General features: G+C 60.0%; 17 protein-coding genes and 1 pseudogene. 16 read left to right on the top strand and 2 right to left on the bottom strand.

The features are described 5' to 3' along the window. The first annotated feature begins 63 nt into the window (after positions 1–63). From AAGF34_RS00495 to AAGF34_RS00420, 16 genes and pseudogenes are all read left to right on the top strand, one after another. Positions 64–3969 (top strand): FAD/FMN-binding oxidoreductase, encoded by a 3906-nt coding sequence (locus AAGF34_RS00495; RefSeq protein WP_342618682.1) that lies wholly within the window; start codon positions 64–66, stop codon positions 3967–3969. A 56-nt stretch (positions 3970–4025) separates the two neighbouring features. Then, positions 4026–4439, top strand: coding sequence for a DUF971 domain-containing protein (locus AAGF34_RS00490; RefSeq protein ID WP_342618681.1), 414 nt, complete (start codon positions 4026–4028; stop codon positions 4437–4439). 116 nt (positions 4440–4555) lie between these two features. Next, on the top strand, positions 4556–5287 hold the full coding sequence (gene ubiE / locus AAGF34_RS00485) for a bifunctional demethylmenaquinone methyltransferase/2-methoxy-6-polyprenyl-1,4-benzoquinol methylase UbiE (RefSeq protein ID WP_342618680.1): 732 nt from the start codon (positions 4556–4558) through the stop codon (positions 5285–5287). Positions 5288–5311: 24 nt separating this feature from the next. Beyond that, entirely contained in the window at positions 5312–6265 is a 954-nt protein-coding gene (locus tag AAGF34_RS00480) for a Tim44-like domain-containing protein (protein ID WP_342618679.1), read from the top strand. A 39-nt stretch (positions 6266–6304) separates the two neighbouring features. Continuing rightward, positions 6305–6865 (top strand): hypothetical protein, encoded by a 561-nt coding sequence (locus AAGF34_RS00475; protein WP_342618678.1) that lies wholly within the window; start codon positions 6305–6307, stop codon positions 6863–6865. Then, a pseudogene (ubiB, locus tag AAGF34_RS00470) lies at positions 6862–8361 on the top strand (ubiquinone biosynthesis regulatory protein kinase UbiB); the annotation flags it as partial. The gene AAGF34_RS00475 and the pseudogene ubiB, both read left to right, overlap by 4 nt. Before the next feature lie 120 nt (positions 8362–8481). Further along, a complete protein-coding gene (locus tag AAGF34_RS00465; RefSeq protein ID WP_342618677.1) occupies positions 8482–8808 on the top strand; it encodes an FmdB family zinc ribbon protein in 327 nt (108 codons plus the stop codon). Between the two features lie 61 nt (positions 8809–8869). Then, positions 8870–9496 carry a DUF502 domain-containing protein gene (locus AAGF34_RS00460; protein ID WP_342621192.1) on the top strand — a complete coding sequence of 209 codons (627 nt, stop codon included), beginning with the start codon at positions 8870–8872 and terminating at the stop codon, positions 9494–9496. A 48-nt stretch (positions 9497–9544) separates the two neighbouring features. Then, entirely contained in the window at positions 9545–11359 is a 1815-nt protein-coding gene (gene aspS, locus AAGF34_RS00455; RefSeq protein WP_342618676.1) for an aspartate--tRNA ligase, read from the top strand. A gap of 81 nt (positions 11360–11440) precedes the next feature. Further along, entirely contained in the window at positions 11441–11947 is a 507-nt protein-coding gene (gene nudB, locus AAGF34_RS00450; RefSeq protein ID WP_342618675.1) for a dihydroneopterin triphosphate diphosphatase, read from the top strand. After that, positions 11944–12687, top strand: a complete 744-nt coding sequence (locus AAGF34_RS00445; protein WP_342618674.1) for an endonuclease/exonuclease/phosphatase family protein — start codon at positions 11944–11946, stop codon at positions 12685–12687. Before nudB ends, AAGF34_RS00445 begins: the two co-directional genes overlap by 4 nt. Positions 12688–12716: 29 nt before the next feature. Continuing rightward, positions 12717–13898 carry a cardiolipin synthase ClsB gene (gene clsB, locus AAGF34_RS00440; RefSeq protein WP_342618673.1) on the top strand — a complete coding sequence of 394 codons (1182 nt, stop codon included), beginning with the start codon at positions 12717–12719 and terminating at the stop codon, positions 13896–13898. A 102-nt stretch (positions 13899–14000) separates the two neighbouring features. After that, positions 14001–14702, top strand: a complete 702-nt coding sequence (folE, locus tag AAGF34_RS00435) for a GTP cyclohydrolase I (RefSeq protein WP_342618672.1) — start codon at positions 14001–14003, stop codon at positions 14700–14702. Positions 14703–14705: 3 nt separating this feature from the next. Continuing rightward, on the top strand, positions 14706–15128 hold the full coding sequence (locus AAGF34_RS00430; RefSeq protein ID WP_342618671.1) for a BLUF domain-containing protein: 423 nt from the start codon (positions 14706–14708) through the stop codon (positions 15126–15128). An 8-nt stretch (positions 15129–15136) separates the two neighbouring features. Next, complete coding sequence (locus AAGF34_RS00425) at positions 15137–16018, top strand: EamA family transporter (RefSeq protein ID WP_342618670.1); 882 nt, start codon at positions 15137–15139, stop codon at positions 16016–16018. A gap of 6 nt (positions 16019–16024) precedes the next feature. Next, positions 16025–16852, top strand: a complete 828-nt coding sequence (locus AAGF34_RS00420) for a DUF429 domain-containing protein (protein WP_342618669.1) — start codon at positions 16025–16027, stop codon at positions 16850–16852. A 24-nt stretch (positions 16853–16876) separates the two neighbouring features. On the opposite strand, the gene AAGF34_RS00415 is transcribed toward AAGF34_RS00420, so the two are convergent. Both AAGF34_RS00415 and AAGF34_RS00410 read right to left on the bottom strand, forming a co-directional pair. After that, positions 16877–17710, bottom strand: a complete 834-nt coding sequence (locus AAGF34_RS00415) for a MinD/ParA family protein (RefSeq protein WP_342618668.1) — start codon at positions 17708–17710, stop codon at positions 16877–16879. Further along, entirely contained in the window at positions 17710–18495 is a 786-nt protein-coding gene (locus AAGF34_RS00410; protein WP_342618667.1) for a GGDEF domain-containing protein, read from the bottom strand. The genes AAGF34_RS00415 and AAGF34_RS00410 overlap by 1 nt, the downstream gene beginning before the upstream one ends. Between the last annotated feature and the right edge of the window lie 11 nt (positions 18496–18506).

Below are 18506 nucleotides of genomic sequence, written 5' to 3'. Positions count from 1 at the left end.
AGGTCTGCCATATCAGCCCGAGGACTGGCATTTCTGCTCCTCTGGTTGCCCAGACACTACCCGATGAACGCACCCACTCTAATCACGCATCTGACCAGCGCCGACCCTGCCGCTCAAGCGGCTGCAGCCCATCCGCACGAGCGCATTCGCGAGATCCCTTACAACTACACCTCCTTTTCCGATCGGGAAATCGTCATCCGACTGCTGGGCGAACAGGCCTGGGAGACGCTCAACAAGCTGCGTGAGGAGCGCCGTACCGGCCGCTCTGCCCGTATGTTGTACGAGGTGCTGGGCGACATCTGGGTGGTCCAGCGCAACCCCTACCTGCAAGACGACCTGCTGGACAACCCCAAGCGCCGCGGCATGCTGGTGGAGGCTTTGCACCATCGTCTGAGCGAAGTGGCCAAGCGTCGCACCCCGGACGTGGACCCGGAGCGCGACGCGATGGTGGGCGAGTTGCTGACCGCCGCCAGCGCATCGGTCAAGGCTTTTGACGCCGCCTTTGAGGAAGTAGCCGCGTTGCGCCGCAAGGCGCTGCGCCAGCTGAACCGGGTCACGGCCAAGGACAACATCAAGTTTGACGGCCTCTCGCGCGTCAGCCACGTCACCGACGCCACCGACTGGCGCGTGGAATACCCCTTTGTGGTGCTTACGCCGGACTCGGAAGAAGAGATGGCCGGCCTGGTCAAGGGATGTATCGACCTCGGTCTGACCATCATTCCCCGCGGAGGTGGCACGGGCTACACCGGCGGCGCCGTCCCGCTGACCTGGAAGAGCGCGGTCATCAACACCGAAAAGCTGGAGGCCATGACCGAGGTGGAGATGAAACGCTTGCCTGGCATGGACCGCGAAGTAGCCACTGTCTGGAGCGAGGCGGGCGTGGTGACCCAGCGCGTGGCCGATGCGGCCGAACGTGCCGGCTATGTGTTCGCGGTAGACCCCACATCGGCCGAGGCCAGCTGCATAGGCGGCAATATCGCCATGAACGCGGGCGGCAAGAAGGCTGTGCTGTGGGGTACGGCCTTGGACAACCTGGCGAGCTGGCGCATGGTGACGCCGCAGGCCGAGTGGCTGGAAGTGACCCGCATCAACCACAACATGGGCAAGATCCATGATGCGGACGTGGCCAGCTTCGAGTTGCAGTACTTCAAGGCCGATGGCAAGACGCGGCTGCGCACCGAGCGCCTGGATATTCCCGGGAGGTCCTTCCGCAAGGAAGGCTTGGGCAAGGACGTGACCGACAAGTTCCTCAGCGGTTTGCCCGGCATTCAGAAGGAAGGCTGTGACGGCCTGATCACCAGCGCACGCTGGGTGGTGCACCGCATGCCTCAGCACACCCGCACCGTGTGCCTGGAGTTTTTTGGCGATGCCAAGCTGGCGGTGCCCAGCATCGTCGAGATCATCGACTTCATGTTTGCCGAGCAAAAGCGCAGCGGCGTCCTGCTGGCCGGGTTGGAGCACCTGGATGACCGCTACCTCAAGGCGGTGGGCTACGCCACCAAGTCCAAGCGCGGCGGCTTGCCCAAGATGGCCTTGTTTGGCGACATTGCGGGTGACGATGCCGACGCGGTGGCGCGCGCCACTTCCGAAGTCGTGCGCATTGCCAATTCGCGCAGCGGGGAGGGCTTCATCGCCATCAGCCCGGAAGCGCGCAAGAAATTCTGGCTGGATCGCAAGAAGACCGCAGCCATCAGCCGCCACACCAACGCCTTCAAGATCAATGAAGACGTAGTGATCCCGCTGCCGCGCATGGCCGAATACACCGACGGCATCGAGCGCATCAACATCGAGCTGAGCCTGCAGAACAAGCTGGCCCTGTGCGATGCGTTGACTGAGTTCCTTCAGCAAGGCAATTTGCCGCTGAGCAAGGCCAGCGACACCAACGATGTGCCCGAGCCTGCGCTGTTGCAGGAAAAGGTGGATCAGGCGATTGCCTTGATTGCCGAAGTACGTGGGCAATGGCAGGACTGGCTGAGCAATGTTGCAGACCTGTTCACGCAATTGCAGAACCACAGCCTGCGTGCAAGCTGGAAGACCCAGATCCGCGCACCTTTGCAAGGCATCTTCACCGGTGGCGCGTTTGAAGCCGTGCTCAAGGAATGCAATGCCATTCACCAGCGCGTGCTCAAGGGCCGGGTCTGGGTGGCGCTGCACATGCATGCTGGCGACGGCAATGTGCACACCAACATCCCGGTCAACAGCGATGATTACGACATGCTGCAGGCGGCGCACGGCGCCGTCAAACGCATCATGGCGCTGGCACGCTCGCTCGACGGTGTGATCTCCGGCGAACATGGCATTGGCATTACCAAGCTGGAGTTCCTGAGCGACGCCGAGCTGGCACCGTTCAGTGCCTACAAGGCCAAGATCGATCCGGACGGGCATTTCAACAAGGGCAAGCTGTTGCGTAGTCCGGATGCCCATGCCGACCTGACCAACGCCTACACACCTTCCTTTGGCCTGATGGGACATGAGTCGCTCATCATGCAGCAGAGCGATATCGGCGCCATTGCCGACTCGGTCAAGGACTGCCTGCGCTGCGGCAAATGCAAGCCGGTATGTGCCACTCACGTGCCGCGTGCCAACCTGCTCTATAGCCCCCGCAACAAGATCCTGGCCACTTCGCTGCTGGTGGAAGCCTTCTTGTACGAAGAGCAGACCCGTCGCGGCATCAGCATCCGCCATTGGGAAGAGTTCGAGGATGTGGCTGACCACTGCACCGTCTGCCACAAATGCGAGTCGCCTTGTCCGGTGAAGATCGACTTCGGTGACGTCACCATGAACATGCGCAACCTGCTGCGCAAGATGGGGCAGAAAAGCTTCCGGCCTGGCAACGCTGCGGCCATGTTCTTCCTGAATGCCACCAACCCGCAGACCATCAAGCTGGTGCGTGCAGGCATGGTGGGCATTGGCTTCAAGGTGCAGCGCTTTGCCAATCAGGTGTTGCGATTGGCTGCCAGGGCGCAGACCAACAAGCCGCCAGCCACCGTGGGTACTGCGCCCATCAAGGAACAGGTGATCCACTTCATCAACAAGAAGATGCCCGGTGGTTTGCCCAAGAAGACCGCGCGTGCCCTACTGGACATCGAGGATGGGGATTACGTGCCCATCATCCGAAACCCCAAGGACACCACACCCGAGACGGAAGCAGTGTTCTACTTCCCCGGCTGTGGCTCTGAGCGCCTGTTCAGCCAGGTGGGGCTGGCCACCCAGGCCATGCTCTGGCATGCCGGGGTGCAGACCGTGTTGCCACCGGGTTACCTGTGCTGCGGTTATCCGCAGCGCGGCTCCGGCCAGGCCGACAAGGCCGAGAAAATCATCACCGACAACCGGGTGCTGTTCCACCGCGTGGCCAATACCTTGAACTACCTGGACATCAAGACCGTGGTGGTGAGCTGCGGTACCTGTTATGACCAGCTGCAGGGTTACGAGTTCGACAAGATATTCCCTGGTAGCCGCATCATCGACATCCATGAGTACCTCCTGGAGAAGGGCATCACCCTGGTGCCGCAAGGTGGTACGGGAGACGGTTACCTGTTCCACGACCCCTGCCACAGCCCCATGAAGCTGCAGGACCCCATGAAGACGGTCAAGGCGTTGGTAGGTGATACCGTTCTCAAGAGCGATCGCTGCTGCGGCGAGTCGGGCACGCTGGGTGTGTCGCGCCCCGATATCTCGACCCAGATCCGCTTCCGTAAGGAAGAGGAGCTGCGCAAGGGCGAGGCCGAGCTGCGCGCATTGACGGCAACATCCGGAGATGGCTCCCAGGACAAAGGCAACCTGAAAATCCTCACCAGCTGCCCCAGTTGTCTGCAGGGTCTGACACGCTACGGCAATGACCTCAACAACGGCTTGCTGGAGGCCGACTACATCGTGGTCGAGATGGCACGCAAGATTTTGGGTGAGGAGTGGCTGCAGGCCTACGTGCAAAAGGCCAACGCCGGCGGTATTGAGCGGGTACTGGTCTAAGACTGGGCTTTGGCCTTGCGAAGCACCCAGGATTGGGTGCTTCGTACAATGCCCGCATGGCTGGATTACAAACAGGCTCGCCCACTCCAGAGGCGCTCACGGTGCACGCGCAGTCGCGCGTGCTGGAAATCCGTTTCTCTGACGGTGCGAACTTTCGCATTCCGTTCGAATTGATGCGTGTCTATTCTCCTTCGGCCGAGGTACAGGGCCACGGCCCGGGCCAGGAGACATTGCAAACCGGTAAGCGCAACGTGACCCTGACCGGCCTGGAGCCGGTGGGCAATTACGCGGTTCAGCCTAGCTTCTCGGACGGCCACGACAGCGGGCTGTTCACCTGGGATTACTTGTACTTTCTGGGCTCTCAGCAGGAGCAGCTCTGGCAGGAATACGAGCAGAAGCTCAAGGCCGCAGGAATGGATCGTGATGCGCCCATGCCCGAAAAGGCCGGTCATGGCTGCGCCAGCCACTGACTAGATCCTCCCTGTGCATGCACGGCTGCGTGCACAAACACAACGCATATGCGACCGAATGGCAATTCAGGCTGCATTAATCGGGTGCAGGGTGGTGAACTGCATAAAATCAGTGCATGACTACCACCCATTTTGGTTTCGAATCCGTCGACGAGGCGGAAAAAGCGCGCAAAGTGCGCGGTGTGTTTGACTCTGTCGCACCCAAGTACGACCTGATGAACGACCTCATGTCGGCGGGCCTGCACCGTGCATGGAAGGCCTACACCGTGATGGTCGCCAACCTGAAGGAAGGGGACCGTGCGCTCGACATTGCGGGGGGCACGGGCGATCTGGCCATGGCCTTTGCCAAGAAGGTCGGCGCCAGCGGACAGGTGGTGCACACCGATATCAACGAAGCCATGCTCAGCACCGGACGCAACCGCCTGCTGGACGCTGGCGTGGTGCTGCCAACCATCGTCTGTGATGCCGAAAAGCTGCCGTTTGCCGACAACTACTTCGACCTGGTCAGTGTGGCGTTCGGCTTGCGCAACATGACCCACAAGGACATGGCTTTGGCCGAAATGAATCGGGTCCTCAAACCCGGCGGCAAGCTGCTGGTACTGGAATTCTCCAAGGTGGCCAAGCCGTTGGAAAAGGCCTATGACTGGTATTCCTTCAAGGTGTTGCCGCGCCTTGGCAAGTTGGTGGCTGGGGATGATGCCAGTTACCGCTATCTGGCCGAGTCCATCCGTATGCATCCCGGTCAGCAGGAGCTAAAGGCCATGATGCACAAAGGTGGTTTCGGACATGTGGACTACCACAACCTCACCGCCGGTGTGGCGGCGTTGCATGTTGGAATCAAGTGCTAAGCAAGTAATTTTTTGGAGTATTCGATGAAGTGGTCAGTCTGGATTTTGGCTATCGCCCTGGCGCTCGGTGCTATGAATGCCGAGGCAGCCAAACGATTGGGCGGCGGCGGATCCTTGGGCAAGCAGTCCAGCAATGTGACCCAACGCCAGGTGGCGCCTGCAGCACCCAGCCAGGGTGTCAACAACACGGCCGCCAAACCCGCACCCGCCGCAGTTCCGTCGGTCGCGCCGCAGCGACGCCCTTGGGGCGCCATGCTGGGCGGTTTGGCCGCCGGCCTGGGGCTGGCCTGGTTGGCGCAGTCCCTGGGCATGGGTGAGGCGTTTGGCCAAGTGCTGATGTTTGCCGTGCTGGCTTTGGGCGTGTTCATGCTGCTGAGCTTCTTCATGCGCAAACGCAACGCCGATGCTGCCGTGGCCAGTCCATTTGCCTTCCAGGGCAGTGGAGGTGTCATGCCTCCCACCGTTCCCTACAGGCCGGAGAACGTTGGCAATGATGCTTCGGCACGCCCCTTTGAGCGCAGCGGCATGTCACCGCTGGATGGCAATGGCGGCTCAATCATTGGTTCGGCACTTTCGGGTTCGCAAACCTGGGGTATACCGGCCGGATTCGATACGGAGGGCTTCCTGCGCGCAGCCAAGACCAACTTCGTGACGCTGCAGGCGGCCTGGGACCGTTCGGACATACCGGCTCTGCGCGCCATGATGACCGACGAAATGCTGAGCGAAATCCGCACCCAGTTGGCCGAACGTGAGGCACACGCCGGATCAACTCCCAACAGCACGGAAGTGGTGATGATCGAGGCACGCCTTCTGGGCATTGAGGAGTTGCCCAGCGAATACATGGCCAGTGTGGAGTTCTCGGGCATGATCCGCGAAGAACCTTCCGCGGGCCCGAGCCCGTTCCGCGAGGTGTGGAACATGACCAAGCCCAAGAGTGGCGGCGGTTGGCTGGTGGCCGGCGTGCAGGCGCTGCAATAGACATCAAAGCGCATCACTTTCAGGGAATAATCGGGGACTATGGCAACACAGTCCCCTTTTTCCTTTCTGGAAGATGTCTTTCAGAAGTTTCCCCTTCCCACACCTCCGGCCTGGGCGGTAGACGAGGCACATCGCAAATGCGTGCTGATGCTCAACCATGTGCTGATGCAGGAGCCCCAAGCCATGCAGCGGCTGGTGCGACAGTCGGGCAGGGTGATTCTGGCGCAATGGCGCAGTTTCACGTTCAGGCTGCTGATAACACCCGCAGGGCTGCTCGATCTGGCCACTGAAGACGCCACCCCCGATCTCACGCTGGTGCTGACGGAAGAGTCGCCTCTCGCACTGGCTGGGTGCCTGATGCAGGGCGAGAAGCCTCCAGTGCGTATCGAAGGGGACGTGCAACTTGCCGCGGAGGTCAACTGGATGGCAGACAACCTGCGCTGGGACGTGGAAGAGGATCTCTCCCGCATCGTGGGTGATGCGCCTTCCCATATGCTGATGGAGGCCGGACGCAAGATCACGGGTGCGCTACGGGATTTTCTGGGTAAAAGAGCGGGCGACAAGTCCGCATCCGACGCAAGCACCGGCAATACCCCATGAGTCGCCTCGGCCGCGGCTTGTTCATTGTCTGGATCGTCCTGCGCTACGGGCTGGACGAGCTGGTACTCAATAGCTTCCAGAAACCTTGGCTGCACTGGATTGCACGTGTGGTGTCGGTGGGCCGACGCGATGCGCCCCGCGGTCAGCGCCTGCGCGAGGCGTTGGAGAGGCTGGGGCCCATCTTCGTCAAGTTCGGTCAGGTGATGTCCACCCGCCGCGACTTGATGCCCGTGGATATCGCCGATGAACTGGCCAAGCTGCAAGACCGGGTTCCACCTTTCCCGGTGGAGCAGGCCGTGGCCATCATCGAGCGCGCACTGCGTAAACCCCTGACCGAGATCTTTGTCTCGTTTGACCAAGTGCCGGTTGCCAGTGCTTCCATTGCGCAGGTGCACTTTGCCGTGGTCAAGGACCGCAGCGGCCAGGTGCGCGATGTGGCAGTCAAAGTGCTTCGCCCAGGCATGCTGTCCACCATCGACAAAGATCTGAGCCTGATGCGCATGATGGCCGGTTGGGTGGAAGGTCTCTCAGGAGATGGCAAGCGACTTAAGCCACGCGAGGTCGTGGCCGAGTTTGACAAGTATCTGCACGACGAACTGGACCTGATACGTGAGGCCTCCAGCGCCGCACAACTGCGCCGCAATATGGAAGGCCTGCAACTGGTGCTGATCCCCGAGATGCTGTGGGATTTCTGCACGACCGAGGTGCTGGTCATGGAGCGCATGGTGGGCGTTCCCATCAACCAGGTGGAAAAGCTGCGCAGCGCCGGTGTGGACATCCGCAAACTCGCACGTGACGGCGTCACCCTGTTCTTCACTCAGGTGTTCCGGGATGGCTTCTTCCACGCGGACATGCATCCGGGCAATATCCAAGTCAGCCTGGACCCCAAAACCTTTGGCCGTTACATCTCGCTGGACTTTGGCATCGTGGGCACGCTCACCGAGGTCGACAAGGAATACCTGGCTCAGAACTTTGCTGCCTTTTTCCGGCGCGACTACAAGCGGGTGGCCGAGTTGCACATCGAGTCCGGCTGGGTGCCCGCCACGACCCGCGTGGACGAGCTGGAAGCGTCGGTGCGGTCGGTCTGCGAGCCGTATTTCGACCGGCCGTTGAAGGAAATCTCACTGGGCCTGCTGCTGATGCGTCTGTTCCAGATGTCGCGCCGGTTCCAGGTGGAAATCCAGCCACAGCTGGTGTTGTTGCAGAAAACGCTGCTCAATATCGAGGGCTTGGGGCGAGACCTGGACCCGGAGCTGGACCTGTGGGCCACCGCCAAGCCTTTCCTTGAAAAATGGATGCTGGAGCAGGTTGGACCGCAAAAATTCTTCCACCAGCTCAAGGACCAGGCGCCGCACTACGCCAAGCTGCTACCGGAGTTGCCCATGCTGCTGCACAGCTACCTCAAGCGTAGCAACGAACCAGCCATTTCCGATAAGCTGGTAACCGAGCTGCTGCTGGAGCAAAAGCGCACCAACCGCATGCTGCAGATGATGATCGCAGTCTTTTTCGGCGCATGCTTCGGCGCGGGCGTAATGATGTTCCTGGTCAGAGTACGGCCATTTTAGGCACGGCTTTATAATTTAAGGCTTTGCAACCACTGGTCAAAGTCTCATCCCATGCCTATATACGCTTATAAATGCGAGTCCTGCGGGTTTGCCAAGGACGTGCTGCAAAAAATCTCTGATCCGGTGCTGACCGAATGCCCCTCCTGCGGCAAGTCCAGCTTCCAGAAACAGGTCACCGCCGCGGGCTTCCAGCTCAAGGGTTCGGGCTGGTACGTAACGGACTTCAAGGGCTCTTCCGGCTCGACATCCGCTCCCGCCACGGCACCAGCGACCGGGGAGAGTGCGGCTCCGGCAGCCAGCACTGCAGCCGAGTCGTCTTCCAGCAAGACCGAAACGGCTGCGCCCGCTGCACCTGCCGCCAAGCCGACAGCCAGCTGATACGCCGTACACACCCACCGGAGTTACCGTGCCCTTCAAGAAATACCTGCTCACCGGCCTGATGGTCTGGCTGCCCCTGGCCATCACCATCTGGGTCCTGCTGTGGCTGGTTGGCACGCTGGACTCCGTGTTCTTCGGTGTGCTGGCTGGCTTTTCTGCCGTTGCGCCGACAGCAATGGGTCCGATGGTTGAACGCCTGCACGGTATTCCCGGGCTGGGCGTGGTGCTGGTAGCTGCCGCGCTGCTGTTGACTGGCGCTCTCGTCTCCAACGTGGCGGGTCGCTGGTGGTTGCGCCAATGGGATACCTTGTTTACCAACATTCCCATCGTCAAGTCGATCTACAACAGCGTCAAGAAAGTCTCTGATACGCTGTTCTCCAGCAATGGCAATGCCTTCCGCACTGCCATGCTGATTCAGTATCCGCGCGCAGGTAGCTGGACCATCGCCTTCCAGACGGGTATCCCCGGCGGAGAGGTGCGATCCCACTTGGGTGATGACTTTGTCAGCGTGTATGTTCCCACCACGCCCAACCCGACCAGCGGCTTCTTTTTGATGCTGCCGCGTTCCGAGGTCATCGAGCTCAACATGAGCGTGGATGAGGCATTGACGTATGTGATTTCCATGGGTTCGGTGGCACCTGCCGAGCAGGCCCTTCCGGTCAAACAAAACCCCGTCTCTTCCCATTAATTTTTTAGAAACCAAGCTGCCTCCAGTGCAGTGTCAAGAAAGCAAGCTATGGCCATGCGTTCCCACTATTGCGGTCTTGTGACCGAAGCCCTGATGGGCCAAACCGTTACCCTGTGCGGATGGGTGAACCGTCGCCGTGACCATGGCGGCGTGATCTTTGTCGACCTGCGCGACCGTGAGGGTTATGTGCAGGTCGTGTGCGATCCCGATCGCGCGGAGATGTTCAAGGTCGCGGAAGACCTGCGCAACGAATTTTGCGTGCAGATCAAGGGCCTGGTGCGTGCACGCCCCGAAGGTACCGTTAACGAGAACCTCAAGAGCGGCAAGATCGAAGTGCTGTGCCACGAATTGACCGTGCTCAATCCGTCGGTCACCCCTCCGTTCCAGCTCGATGACGACAATCTGTCGGAAACCACACGTCTGACCCACCGCGTGCTGGACCTGCGCCGCCCCTACATGCAGAACAATCTGATGTTGCGTTACCGTGTGGCCATGGAAGTGCGCAAATTCCTCGACGCCAATGGCTTTGTGGACATCGAAACACCCATGCTGACCAAGAGCACGCCCGAAGGTGCGCGCGATTACCTGGTGCCCAGCCGCGTGCACGACGGCCATTTCTTTGCGCTGCCGCAATCGCCCCAGCTCTTCAAGCAGTTGCTGATGGTGGCGGGCTTTGACCGCTACTACCAGATCACCAAGTGTTTCCGTGACGAGGACTTGCGCGCCGACCGCCAGCCTGAATTTACCCAGATCGATATCGAGACTTCTTTCCTGAGCGAAGAAGACATCCGCGAAATGTTCCAGGGCATGATCACCACCGTGTTCAAGAACACCATCGGTGTGGACCTGGGCGAGTTCCCGGTTATGACCTACCAGGATGCGATGCACCTGTACGGCTCGGACAAGCCCGATTTGCGTGTCAACCTGCAGTTCGCGGAGTTGACCGACGTGATGGTCGATGTGGACTTCAAAGTCTTCTCGGGTGCTGCCACCATGAAGGGTGGCCGCGTGGTGGCCCTGCGCGTTCCGGGCGGCTCCAAAGAGGGTGGCGGCATCAGCCGTGGCGAAATCGACGCCTACACCGAGTTCGTCAAGATCTACGGCGCCAAGGGTCTGGCCTATATCCGCGTCAACGAATTGGCCAAGGGCCGAGACGGTCTGCAGAGCCCCATCGTCAAGAACATCCACGACAAGGCGCTGCAAGCCGTGCTGGAGCGCACCGGTGCCCAGGACGGTGACCTGATCTTCTTCGGCGCCGACAAAGAGAAGATCGTCAACGACGCCATCGGCGCCTTGCGCATCAAGATCGGCCACAGCGAGTTTGGCAAGAAGAACGGCTTGTTCACCGCGGGCTGGCGCCCGATGTGGGTGGTGGACTTCCCCATGTTCGAGTTCGACGAGGAAAACCAGCGCTATACCGCTGTGCACCATCCCTTTACTGCGCCCAAGGAAGGTCACGAAGATTGGATGGTCACCGCTCCGGAGAAGTGCATTTCTCAGGGCTACGACATGGTGTTGAACGGCTGGGAGATGGGTGGTGGTTCGGTGCGTATCCACCGTGCCGATGTGCAGCAGAAAGTGTTTGATGCCCTGAAGATCACGCCCGAAGAAGCACAGGCCAAGTTTGGTTTCCTGCTGGACGCGCTGCAGTATGGTGCTCCCCCGCACGGTGGCCTGGCCTTCGGCCTGGACCGCATCATCACCCTGATGACCGGTGCCGAGTCCATCCGTGACGTGATCGCCTTCCCCAAGACCCAGCGTGCCCAGTGTCTGCTGACACAGGCGCCCAGCCCGGTGGACGAAAAGCAGTTGCGTGAGTTGCACATCCGGCTGCGCAATGCCGATCTGACCAAGGCGGCGTAAGCCGGTGGCGTCTAGCTGAGCTTCTGTTTGGCGACATGCACTAGTGCACAATGAAAGGGCGCTTATCCAGCGCCCTTTTTTATGGCCCCAACATTCAAGATTGCGCAGTCGGTTCTGGTGGTGATCTACACGCCGCAGTTGGACGTGTTGTTGATACGTCGCGCGGATACGCCGGAAGATTTCTGGCAGTCCGTCACCGGTTCCAAAGATGCGCCCGAGCACAGCTATGAGGCCACAGCCATCCGTGAAGTGGGCGAGGAAACTGGCATAGACTGCTCGCAAGGTACAACCCTGTACGCGGGTTTGCAGGACTGGGGGCTGGAGAATGTGTACAGCATTTACCCCCGCTGGTTGCACCGCTACGCTCCAGGCACCGTGCACAACACCGAACGGGTGTTTGGCCTGCGCGTCCCGGCTGGAACACCTGTGCGACTGAGCCCGCGAGAGCATACGGATTACCAGTGGTTGCCTTATCAGGAAGCCGCCTCCTTGTGTTTTTCGCCATCCAATGCCGAGGCGATTCTGACGCTGCCGCGCTTTGCGGTCCCGCTACTGACACCCAACCGTATACCAAGGGCTGAGCCATGACACGTATCCGGGTTGCCACCTACAACATCCACAAGGGCGTTCAGGGGCTTGGCCCCAACCGCCGTCTGGAAATCCACAACCTGGGATTGGCGGTGGAGCAGTTCGACGCAGACATCGTTTGCCTGCAGGAGGTGCGCAAGATCCATAACCGGGGTGCCACCTATTTCGAGCACTGGCCACAACAACCCCAGGCAGACTACCTGGCACCCGAGGGATACCATGCCGTCTACCGCACCAATGCCGTTACCCGGCACGGAGAGCATGGCAATGCCATGCTGTCGCGCTGGCCGGTCCTGGGGCACCAGCACGAGGACATGTCAGACCATCGGTTCGAACAACGCGGACTGCTGCATGCCGAAGTGGAAGTGGACGGTCATCACATCCATGTGGTGGTGGTGCATCTCGGGCTGATACGCGGTAGCCGCGTGCGCCAGATGGCACAACTGGCCCGCTATATCGCTCGCGACATCCCTCAGCACGATCCGGTCATCGTCGCCGGTGACTTCAACGACTGGGGGGCCATATTGACCAGGCCCATGGCAACCGTGGGGCTCCACGCTGGTGGCTTGCCGCAAACGTCCACGTTTCCGGCACGACTGCCCATCGTGCAATTCGACCACGTGTTCGTGCGTGGCATGACGCCGCTGTCCCACCATGTTCCGCGTGGCCGTATCTGGTGGCGCATGTCGGATCACCTTCCTTTGATCGCAGAGTTTGAGTTGATGGACCAGCACGGGTGAGCACGCATCCTCTTCATGGCGGGCATTCCGTGCAGTTGCTGGTAAGCGGGCAGCAGTTCTTCCCGGCGCTGATCGAAGCGATAGAGGCGGCGCTACAGGAAGTGCGCTTTGAGACCTACATCTTTCACGAAGACGATGCAGGAGAGTCCGTCCTGGGTGCCCTGGAGCGGGCTGCGCGACGTGGAGTGGCGGTGTATCTGGTGATGGATGGCATCGGCACACCCCAGATACCGAAGACCTGGCAGGAGCGCCTGAACGCCAGCGGTGTGCGCTGGCAACAGTTCTCGCCGTTGGGAAACTTCGGCATGCTGATCCCCGGTCGCTGGAGGCGCCTGCACCGCAAGCTGTGCGTGGTGGATTGTGCATTGGCCTTCTGTGGTGGCATCAATGTGCTGGATGACTTCTTCGAACTCAACCATGGTCGCCAGCCCACGCCGCGATTCGATTTTGCGGTCCAGGTCCGCGGTCCTCTGGTGAAGCAGGTTCATGCTGTCATGGAGCAGTTTTGGAGCCGTCTGCAGGTCACGCGGCAAATTGAGCGCGGTCAGTTCGGCGATGCGCGGCGCGAGTTCGAACACATGGGCGGCAGGCCGGGGGCGGACGGGCTCGCACGTGCCCAAGACAAAGGGGATGGCGATGTGCATGCCGGACTTCTGCTGCGCGATAACGTGCGCAACCGCAGACGCATTGAGCGTGCCTACCGACAGGCCATTGCCCACGCCAAATCAGAAGTCCTGATTGCCAACGCCTACTTCATGCCCGGCGTCAAATTGCGCCGAGCCCTGGTGCACGCCGTGCAGCGCGGCGTGCAAGTGCGGTTGCTGCTGCAGGGGCGCTATGAATTCTTCATGCAATTCCACGCCGCCAAGCCGTTCTACGGCGCCATGCTGGACGCGGGAGTGGAAATCCATGAATACCAGGCCGGCTTTCTGCACGCCAAGGTTGCTGTCATCGATGGCAAATGGGCGACAGTGGGTTCGTCGAATCTGGACCCTTTGAGTCTGCTGTTGGCCAGGGAAGCCAATGTGGTGGTTTCCGATGCGGCATTCGCGCAAAACCTGCGTGGGCACCTGAACGATGCGATTCAACGCCATAGCTCCCAATTGGACAAAGCCCGGTTTGAGCACCGGCCACTGTGGCAGCGACTGAAGGACCGCGCGGCCTACACCGTGATGCGCCTGACCCTGTTCCTGAGCGGCAAAGACTACTAAATTGATAGCGCAGCATCCAATATCCATAGGCGCAAATGGCCTATAACCCTATGGCGCAAAGACTGGTAACATCATTCCATGTTAATGAAAATGCAGAGCAGCATGAACCCAACTGATGCCGAAGAGGGGATCCCGGTTTCCGTCAAGATCCGCGAGCGCATTCTGGCCGCGCGCAAGCGCTTCAATGCCAATGACAATATTGCTGCGTTCGTAGAGCCGGGTGAGCTGGCGCTTCTGCTGGACGAAGTGGAAGAGAAGATGAAGGGTGTGCTCAGCAGCCTGGTCATCGATACCGAGTCAGACCACAACACCGACAACACCGCGCGCCGCGTGGCCAAGATGTACGTGAACGAAGTGTTCCGTGGCCGTTACGTGGAGGCGCCCACGATTACCGAGTTCCCCAATGCGGAACACCTCAATGAGCTGATGATTGTTGGGCCCATCACGGTGCGCAGCGCTTGCAGTCACCATTTCTGTCCTGTGATCGGCAAGATCTGGATTGGCGTCATGCCCAACGAGCACACCAATGTCATTGGACTGTCCAAGTACGCGCGTTTGGCCGAATGGATCATGGGCCGTCCACAGATCCAGGAAGAAGCGGTCGTGCAACTGGCCGACCTGATCCAGCAAAAAACCCAACCCGATGGTCTCGCGATTGTCATGGAAGCCAGCCACTACTGCATGGCCTGGCGCGGGGTGAAGGATATGGATAGCAAGATGATCAACTCCGTGATGCGCGGAGTGTTCCTCAAAGACCCTAATCTGCGTCGTGAATTCCTGTCCCTGATCCCTCGGAAAGGCTGAACCATGTTGGTCCGCTTGTTGTATGCCAGTCGTGCTACTGACCCTGCTTGCAGCGCAGTAGAGGAAATCCTGGCGCATTGCCGCCAGTTCAATCCCATCAGCGGAATCACCGGGATCCTGTGTTACGGCGGCGGCATCTTCTTGCAGGCCATCGAAGGCGGACGCATGGCGGTCAATGACCTTTACGGACACATCCAGAAAGACCCTCGCCACAAGGACGTGGTGCTGCTGCACTACGAGGAAATCAATGAGCGCCGTTTTGGCGGCTGGACCATGGGGCAGGTCAACATGGCCAAGGTCAATGCCAGCATCCTGCTCAAGTACGCAGAGAAGCCTGAACTCGACCCGTATTCCGTTTCGGGCTCCGTATCTCTGGCCTTGCTGGAAGAACTGATGGCTACTGCTTCCATCATGGGCCGGGCCTGAACCCGTAGATGCCTTTTTCCGCCCTGGTTCTGGTCGTCCTGGCAGGGCTGGTTCACGCGTTCTGGAATATCGCCGCCAAGAAGGCCAATGGCGACGTCCGCTTTGCTTTCTTCATCTCCGCAGTAACCGTGGTGATCTGGTTGCCCGTGGGCGCGTTTCTGGGCTGGCAACAATTGCCTGCTTGGGGACTAGCGGCGTGGATGGGAGCTGTTGCCAGCGGACTGATCCACGTGGCCTATTTTGTCGTACTGTTGCGCGGCTATCGCAAGGCGGACCTGACGGTTGTCTACCCATTGGCGCGCGGTTCCGGGCCCATGGTTTCCTCTTTGGTAGCCATAGCGCTGTTTGGTGAAAAGGTTTCTGTTCTGGGGCTGTCCGGCATTGCCGTGGTGGGACTGGGTGTCTTTCTGATTGCGGGTGGCCCCGGTATCTGGCGCAACGCCCATGACGCTGAGCAGCGCGCCCGTACCCGCAAAGGCATTGTCTATGGGCTGCTCACGGGCTTGACCATAGCCAGCTACACCGTGGTGGATGGCTATTCCATCAAGGCCTTGCTGCTGTCTCCCATGCTGCTGTTCTACATGTCCAGTTTCACGCAGACGGTGCTGCTGGCGCCGACCGTATGGAGGGACCGGCAGCAGACGCGCCAGCATTGGCAGAAGCAGTGGAAATATGCGCTGATCGTAGGGGCCGTCAGTCCGGTGTCTTATGTGATGGTGCTGTACGCGCTGCAGATAGCGCCCATGAGCCATGTGGCACCGGCCAGGGAAGTGTCCATGCTGTTTGCCGCCTTGCTGGGCGGCCATTTGTTGGGCGAGGGGGATCGTTTGGCACGCCTGACAGGGGCCGCCTGCATCGGTTTGGGCGTGGTTGCCCTATCCCTGGGGTAGCGCCCTATGGTGCAGTTACTGGGGTGCGATTTTTCCAGTAGTCCGAGCCCGCGAAAACCCATTGTGGTGGCGTGGGGCAGGGTGCAAGGCGCTCGTGTTCAACTGGTGGAACTGGAGCAACTGGCGAGCTTGCAGGCTTTTTCGGACATGCTGGTTCGCGAGCCCGCCTGGGTGGGAGGCTTTGATCTGCCTTTCGGTCTGCCGCGTGAGCTGGTTGAAACCTTGGGCTGGCCTCTGGAATGGCAGGACTGCATGCACCACTATGCAAGCCTGAGCCGTGCCGAAATCCGCGACCTGTTTGCGGGCTTTTGCAATGCGCGACCTGTGGGCGGGAAGTTCGCACACCGTGCCACCGACAGGCCGGCACTCAGCAGTCCATCCATGAAATGGGTGAATCCGCCGGTCGCCTACATGCTGCACGCGGGCGTGCCCCGGTTGCTCGACGCGGGAGTTTATCTGCCGGGACTGCAGTCTCTGAGTGCTGCGAAAGAACGTGTGGCGTTGGAGGCCTACCCCGGCCTGCTGGCTCGCGAAATACTCGGAAGCCGCAGTTACAAGAGTGACGATCGCGCCAAGCAAACAGCAGAGCGACTGATTGCCCGCAAGGACCTGATCAACGCATTGGAGCTGGGGCAAACGCGGTTGGGTCTGCGATTGAAGCTGAGCCATGCCCAACGCGATACGCTGATTGCGGATGCCAGTGGCGATAGTCTGGATGCAACGCTGTGCCTGGTGCAGGCGGCGTGGGCGCAGCACCAGCATAGCCAGGGAAAACCGTTGTATGGCTTGCCGCCGGACCTGGATCCATTGGAGGGCTGGATATTAAGTGCCTGAAATCCGCCACACAGCGGCAGGCATTCAGATGCGAGGAATCACCGTTTCCTGAATCTTCTGGGCCAATTGCGTAATGGCTAGCGACGCGGCGCAACCGGGGGCGGACTGGATCAGCAACTGCCTGCGCATGACGGCCTGACGCACCGATGGATCCGCCGGGATATCACCCATGTGCACCAGCTTGATGGGGCGCCCTGGTTCGGTCGTAACGAAGCGGTCCAGCACCTGCTGCAATTGCACGGTGATGGCACGGCCGTCGCCCAAGCGAGCTGTTTGGTTGATCACCATGCGGATGTTCTGGCGCTTTTGCTGTCCCACCAATACCTTGATGGTGGCGTATGCGTCCGTAAGTGAGGTGGGTTCGGGCGTTGCAACAACAATCACCTCGGAGGCCAGGGATACGGCAAACAGGACTACGTCGGAGATACCGGCACCGGTGTCCAGCAGCACGATATCGTAGTGCGGCACCATGCTGGACATGATCTTCAGGAAATCGCCACGCACTTCCGGAGTCAGGCGCGAATACTCCACCATGCCTGAGCCTGCCAGAAGCACGGAGAAACCGCCGGGCGCCTTGATGATGGCCTCTTCAATCTTGGCCTTGCCTGTGAACACGTCATGCAGCGTAATCTTGGGGTACAGGTTGAGCACTACATCCAGATTGGCCAGTCCCAAGTCGGCGTCCAGCACCAACACGCGCAAGCCGCGTTTGGCCAATGCAGCAGCCAGGTTGGCGGAAACAAAAGTCTTGCCCACGCCGCCCTTGCCGCTGGTCACGGCCACCACCTTGCCCAATGGGGTCAGGGGCACCTCCGGTAAAGCGCCTTCTTCAGCGCTCGGAATTACAGCATCAGACATCAATTAACCCTTTGCCCCGTACCACTCGCTGAAACTTCACCCGTTCCAGCTTCAATCCACGCCGGGTCACCCAACGACAGATGTCCAAACAACATATTTTTTTCTTCGGCACTGACAAAAATTTCCTGCTGGGTATCCAGGAACACACGATTGCGTCCCTCCCGCTTGGCCCGGTACAGCTGCACGTCGGCACGCTCGGTCCAAAGCGCTGCAGTGGAGCGCACCCATTCCGGGGCGTATGCGCCTCCAATACTGACGGTGATATTGAGTACCTGGCCGGAAGCCAGTTCTATCGGCATGTTCTGAATGGTCTGGCGGATCCGCTCCGCGACCGTGCCACCAAAGAAGGTATGGCAATTCGGCAGTACCACGGCAAATTCTTCACCACCGTAGCGCGACAAAGTATCCATGGGGCGCACGCACTTGGCCAGCGCCATGGCCACGGCCTGTAGAACCTGATCTCCAGCTTGGTGACCATGGGTGTCATTTACGCTTTTGAAGTGGTCTATGTCCACCATCAATAGCAGCGCCGGATCACCTGAGCGTGCCACCATCTCGGTTGTTCGGTCCAGCACCGAGCGGAAGTGGCGCCGATTGGACAATCCGGTCAGTGGGTCCTTGAGCGACAGTTCGCACAAACCATCGATCACTCCCTGAAGATATTCCAAGGGTGAGGCGGTAGGGGAGGGCAAGGCGACCGCACTGTCCCGATCCAAAAGCGCTTTTGCGTCATCGAGACGCAATTGATCTAACGCTAAAAGGGGTGCGGGAGGGGAAGATGCCACTGTCGGGAAAT

This window comes from Rhodoferax sp. GW822-FHT02A01, from assembly GCF_038784515.1.
Lineage (GTDB): Bacteria > Pseudomonadota > Gammaproteobacteria > Burkholderiales > Burkholderiaceae_C > Allorhodoferax.
Note: the sequence above shows the minus strand (reverse complement) of the source record. Positions and strands in the feature narration are given on the sequence as shown.

What these genes read in the sequence shown, in the direction of transcription:
- AAGF34_RS00495 (WP_342618682.1), top strand. Translation starts at nt 64, where the DNA reads ATGAACGCACCCACTCTAATCACGCATCTGACCAGCGCCGACCCTGCC.
- AAGF34_RS00490 (WP_342618681.1), top strand. Translation starts at nt 4,026, where the DNA reads ATGGCTGGATTACAAACAGGCTCGCCCACTCCAGAGGCGCTCACGGTG.
- ubiE (WP_342618680.1), top strand. Translation starts at nt 4,556, where the DNA reads ATGACTACCACCCATTTTGGTTTCGAATCCGTCGACGAGGCGGAAAAA.
- AAGF34_RS00480 (WP_342618679.1), top strand. Translation starts at nt 5,312, where the DNA reads ATGAAGTGGTCAGTCTGGATTTTGGCTATCGCCCTGGCGCTCGGTGCT.
- AAGF34_RS00475 (WP_342618678.1), top strand. Translation starts at nt 6,305, where the DNA reads ATGGCAACACAGTCCCCTTTTTCCTTTCTGGAAGATGTCTTTCAGAAG.
- AAGF34_RS00465 (WP_342618677.1), top strand. Translation starts at nt 8,482, where the DNA reads ATGCCTATATACGCTTATAAATGCGAGTCCTGCGGGTTTGCCAAGGAC.
- AAGF34_RS00460 (WP_342621192.1), top strand. Translation starts at nt 8,870, where the DNA reads ATGGTCTGGCTGCCCCTGGCCATCACCATCTGGGTCCTGCTGTGGCTG.
- aspS (WP_342618676.1), top strand. Translation starts at nt 9,545, where the DNA reads ATGGCCATGCGTTCCCACTATTGCGGTCTTGTGACCGAAGCCCTGATG.
- nudB (WP_342618675.1), top strand. Translation starts at nt 11,441, where the DNA reads ATGGCCCCAACATTCAAGATTGCGCAGTCGGTTCTGGTGGTGATCTAC.
- AAGF34_RS00445 (WP_342618674.1), top strand. Translation starts at nt 11,944, where the DNA reads ATGACACGTATCCGGGTTGCCACCTACAACATCCACAAGGGCGTTCAG.
- folE (WP_342618672.1), top strand. Translation starts at nt 14,001, where the DNA reads ATGAACCCAACTGATGCCGAAGAGGGGATCCCGGTTTCCGTCAAGATC.
- AAGF34_RS00430 (WP_342618671.1), top strand. Translation starts at nt 14,706, where the DNA reads ATGTTGGTCCGCTTGTTGTATGCCAGTCGTGCTACTGACCCTGCTTGC.
- AAGF34_RS00425 (WP_342618670.1), top strand. Translation starts at nt 15,137, where the DNA reads ATGCCTTTTTCCGCCCTGGTTCTGGTCGTCCTGGCAGGGCTGGTTCAC.
- AAGF34_RS00420 (WP_342618669.1), top strand. Translation starts at nt 16,025, where the DNA reads ATGGTGCAGTTACTGGGGTGCGATTTTTCCAGTAGTCCGAGCCCGCGA.
- AAGF34_RS00415 (WP_342618668.1), bottom strand. Translation starts at nt 17,710, where the DNA reads ATGTCTGATGCTGTAATTCCGAGCGCTGAAGAAGGCGCTTTACCGGAG.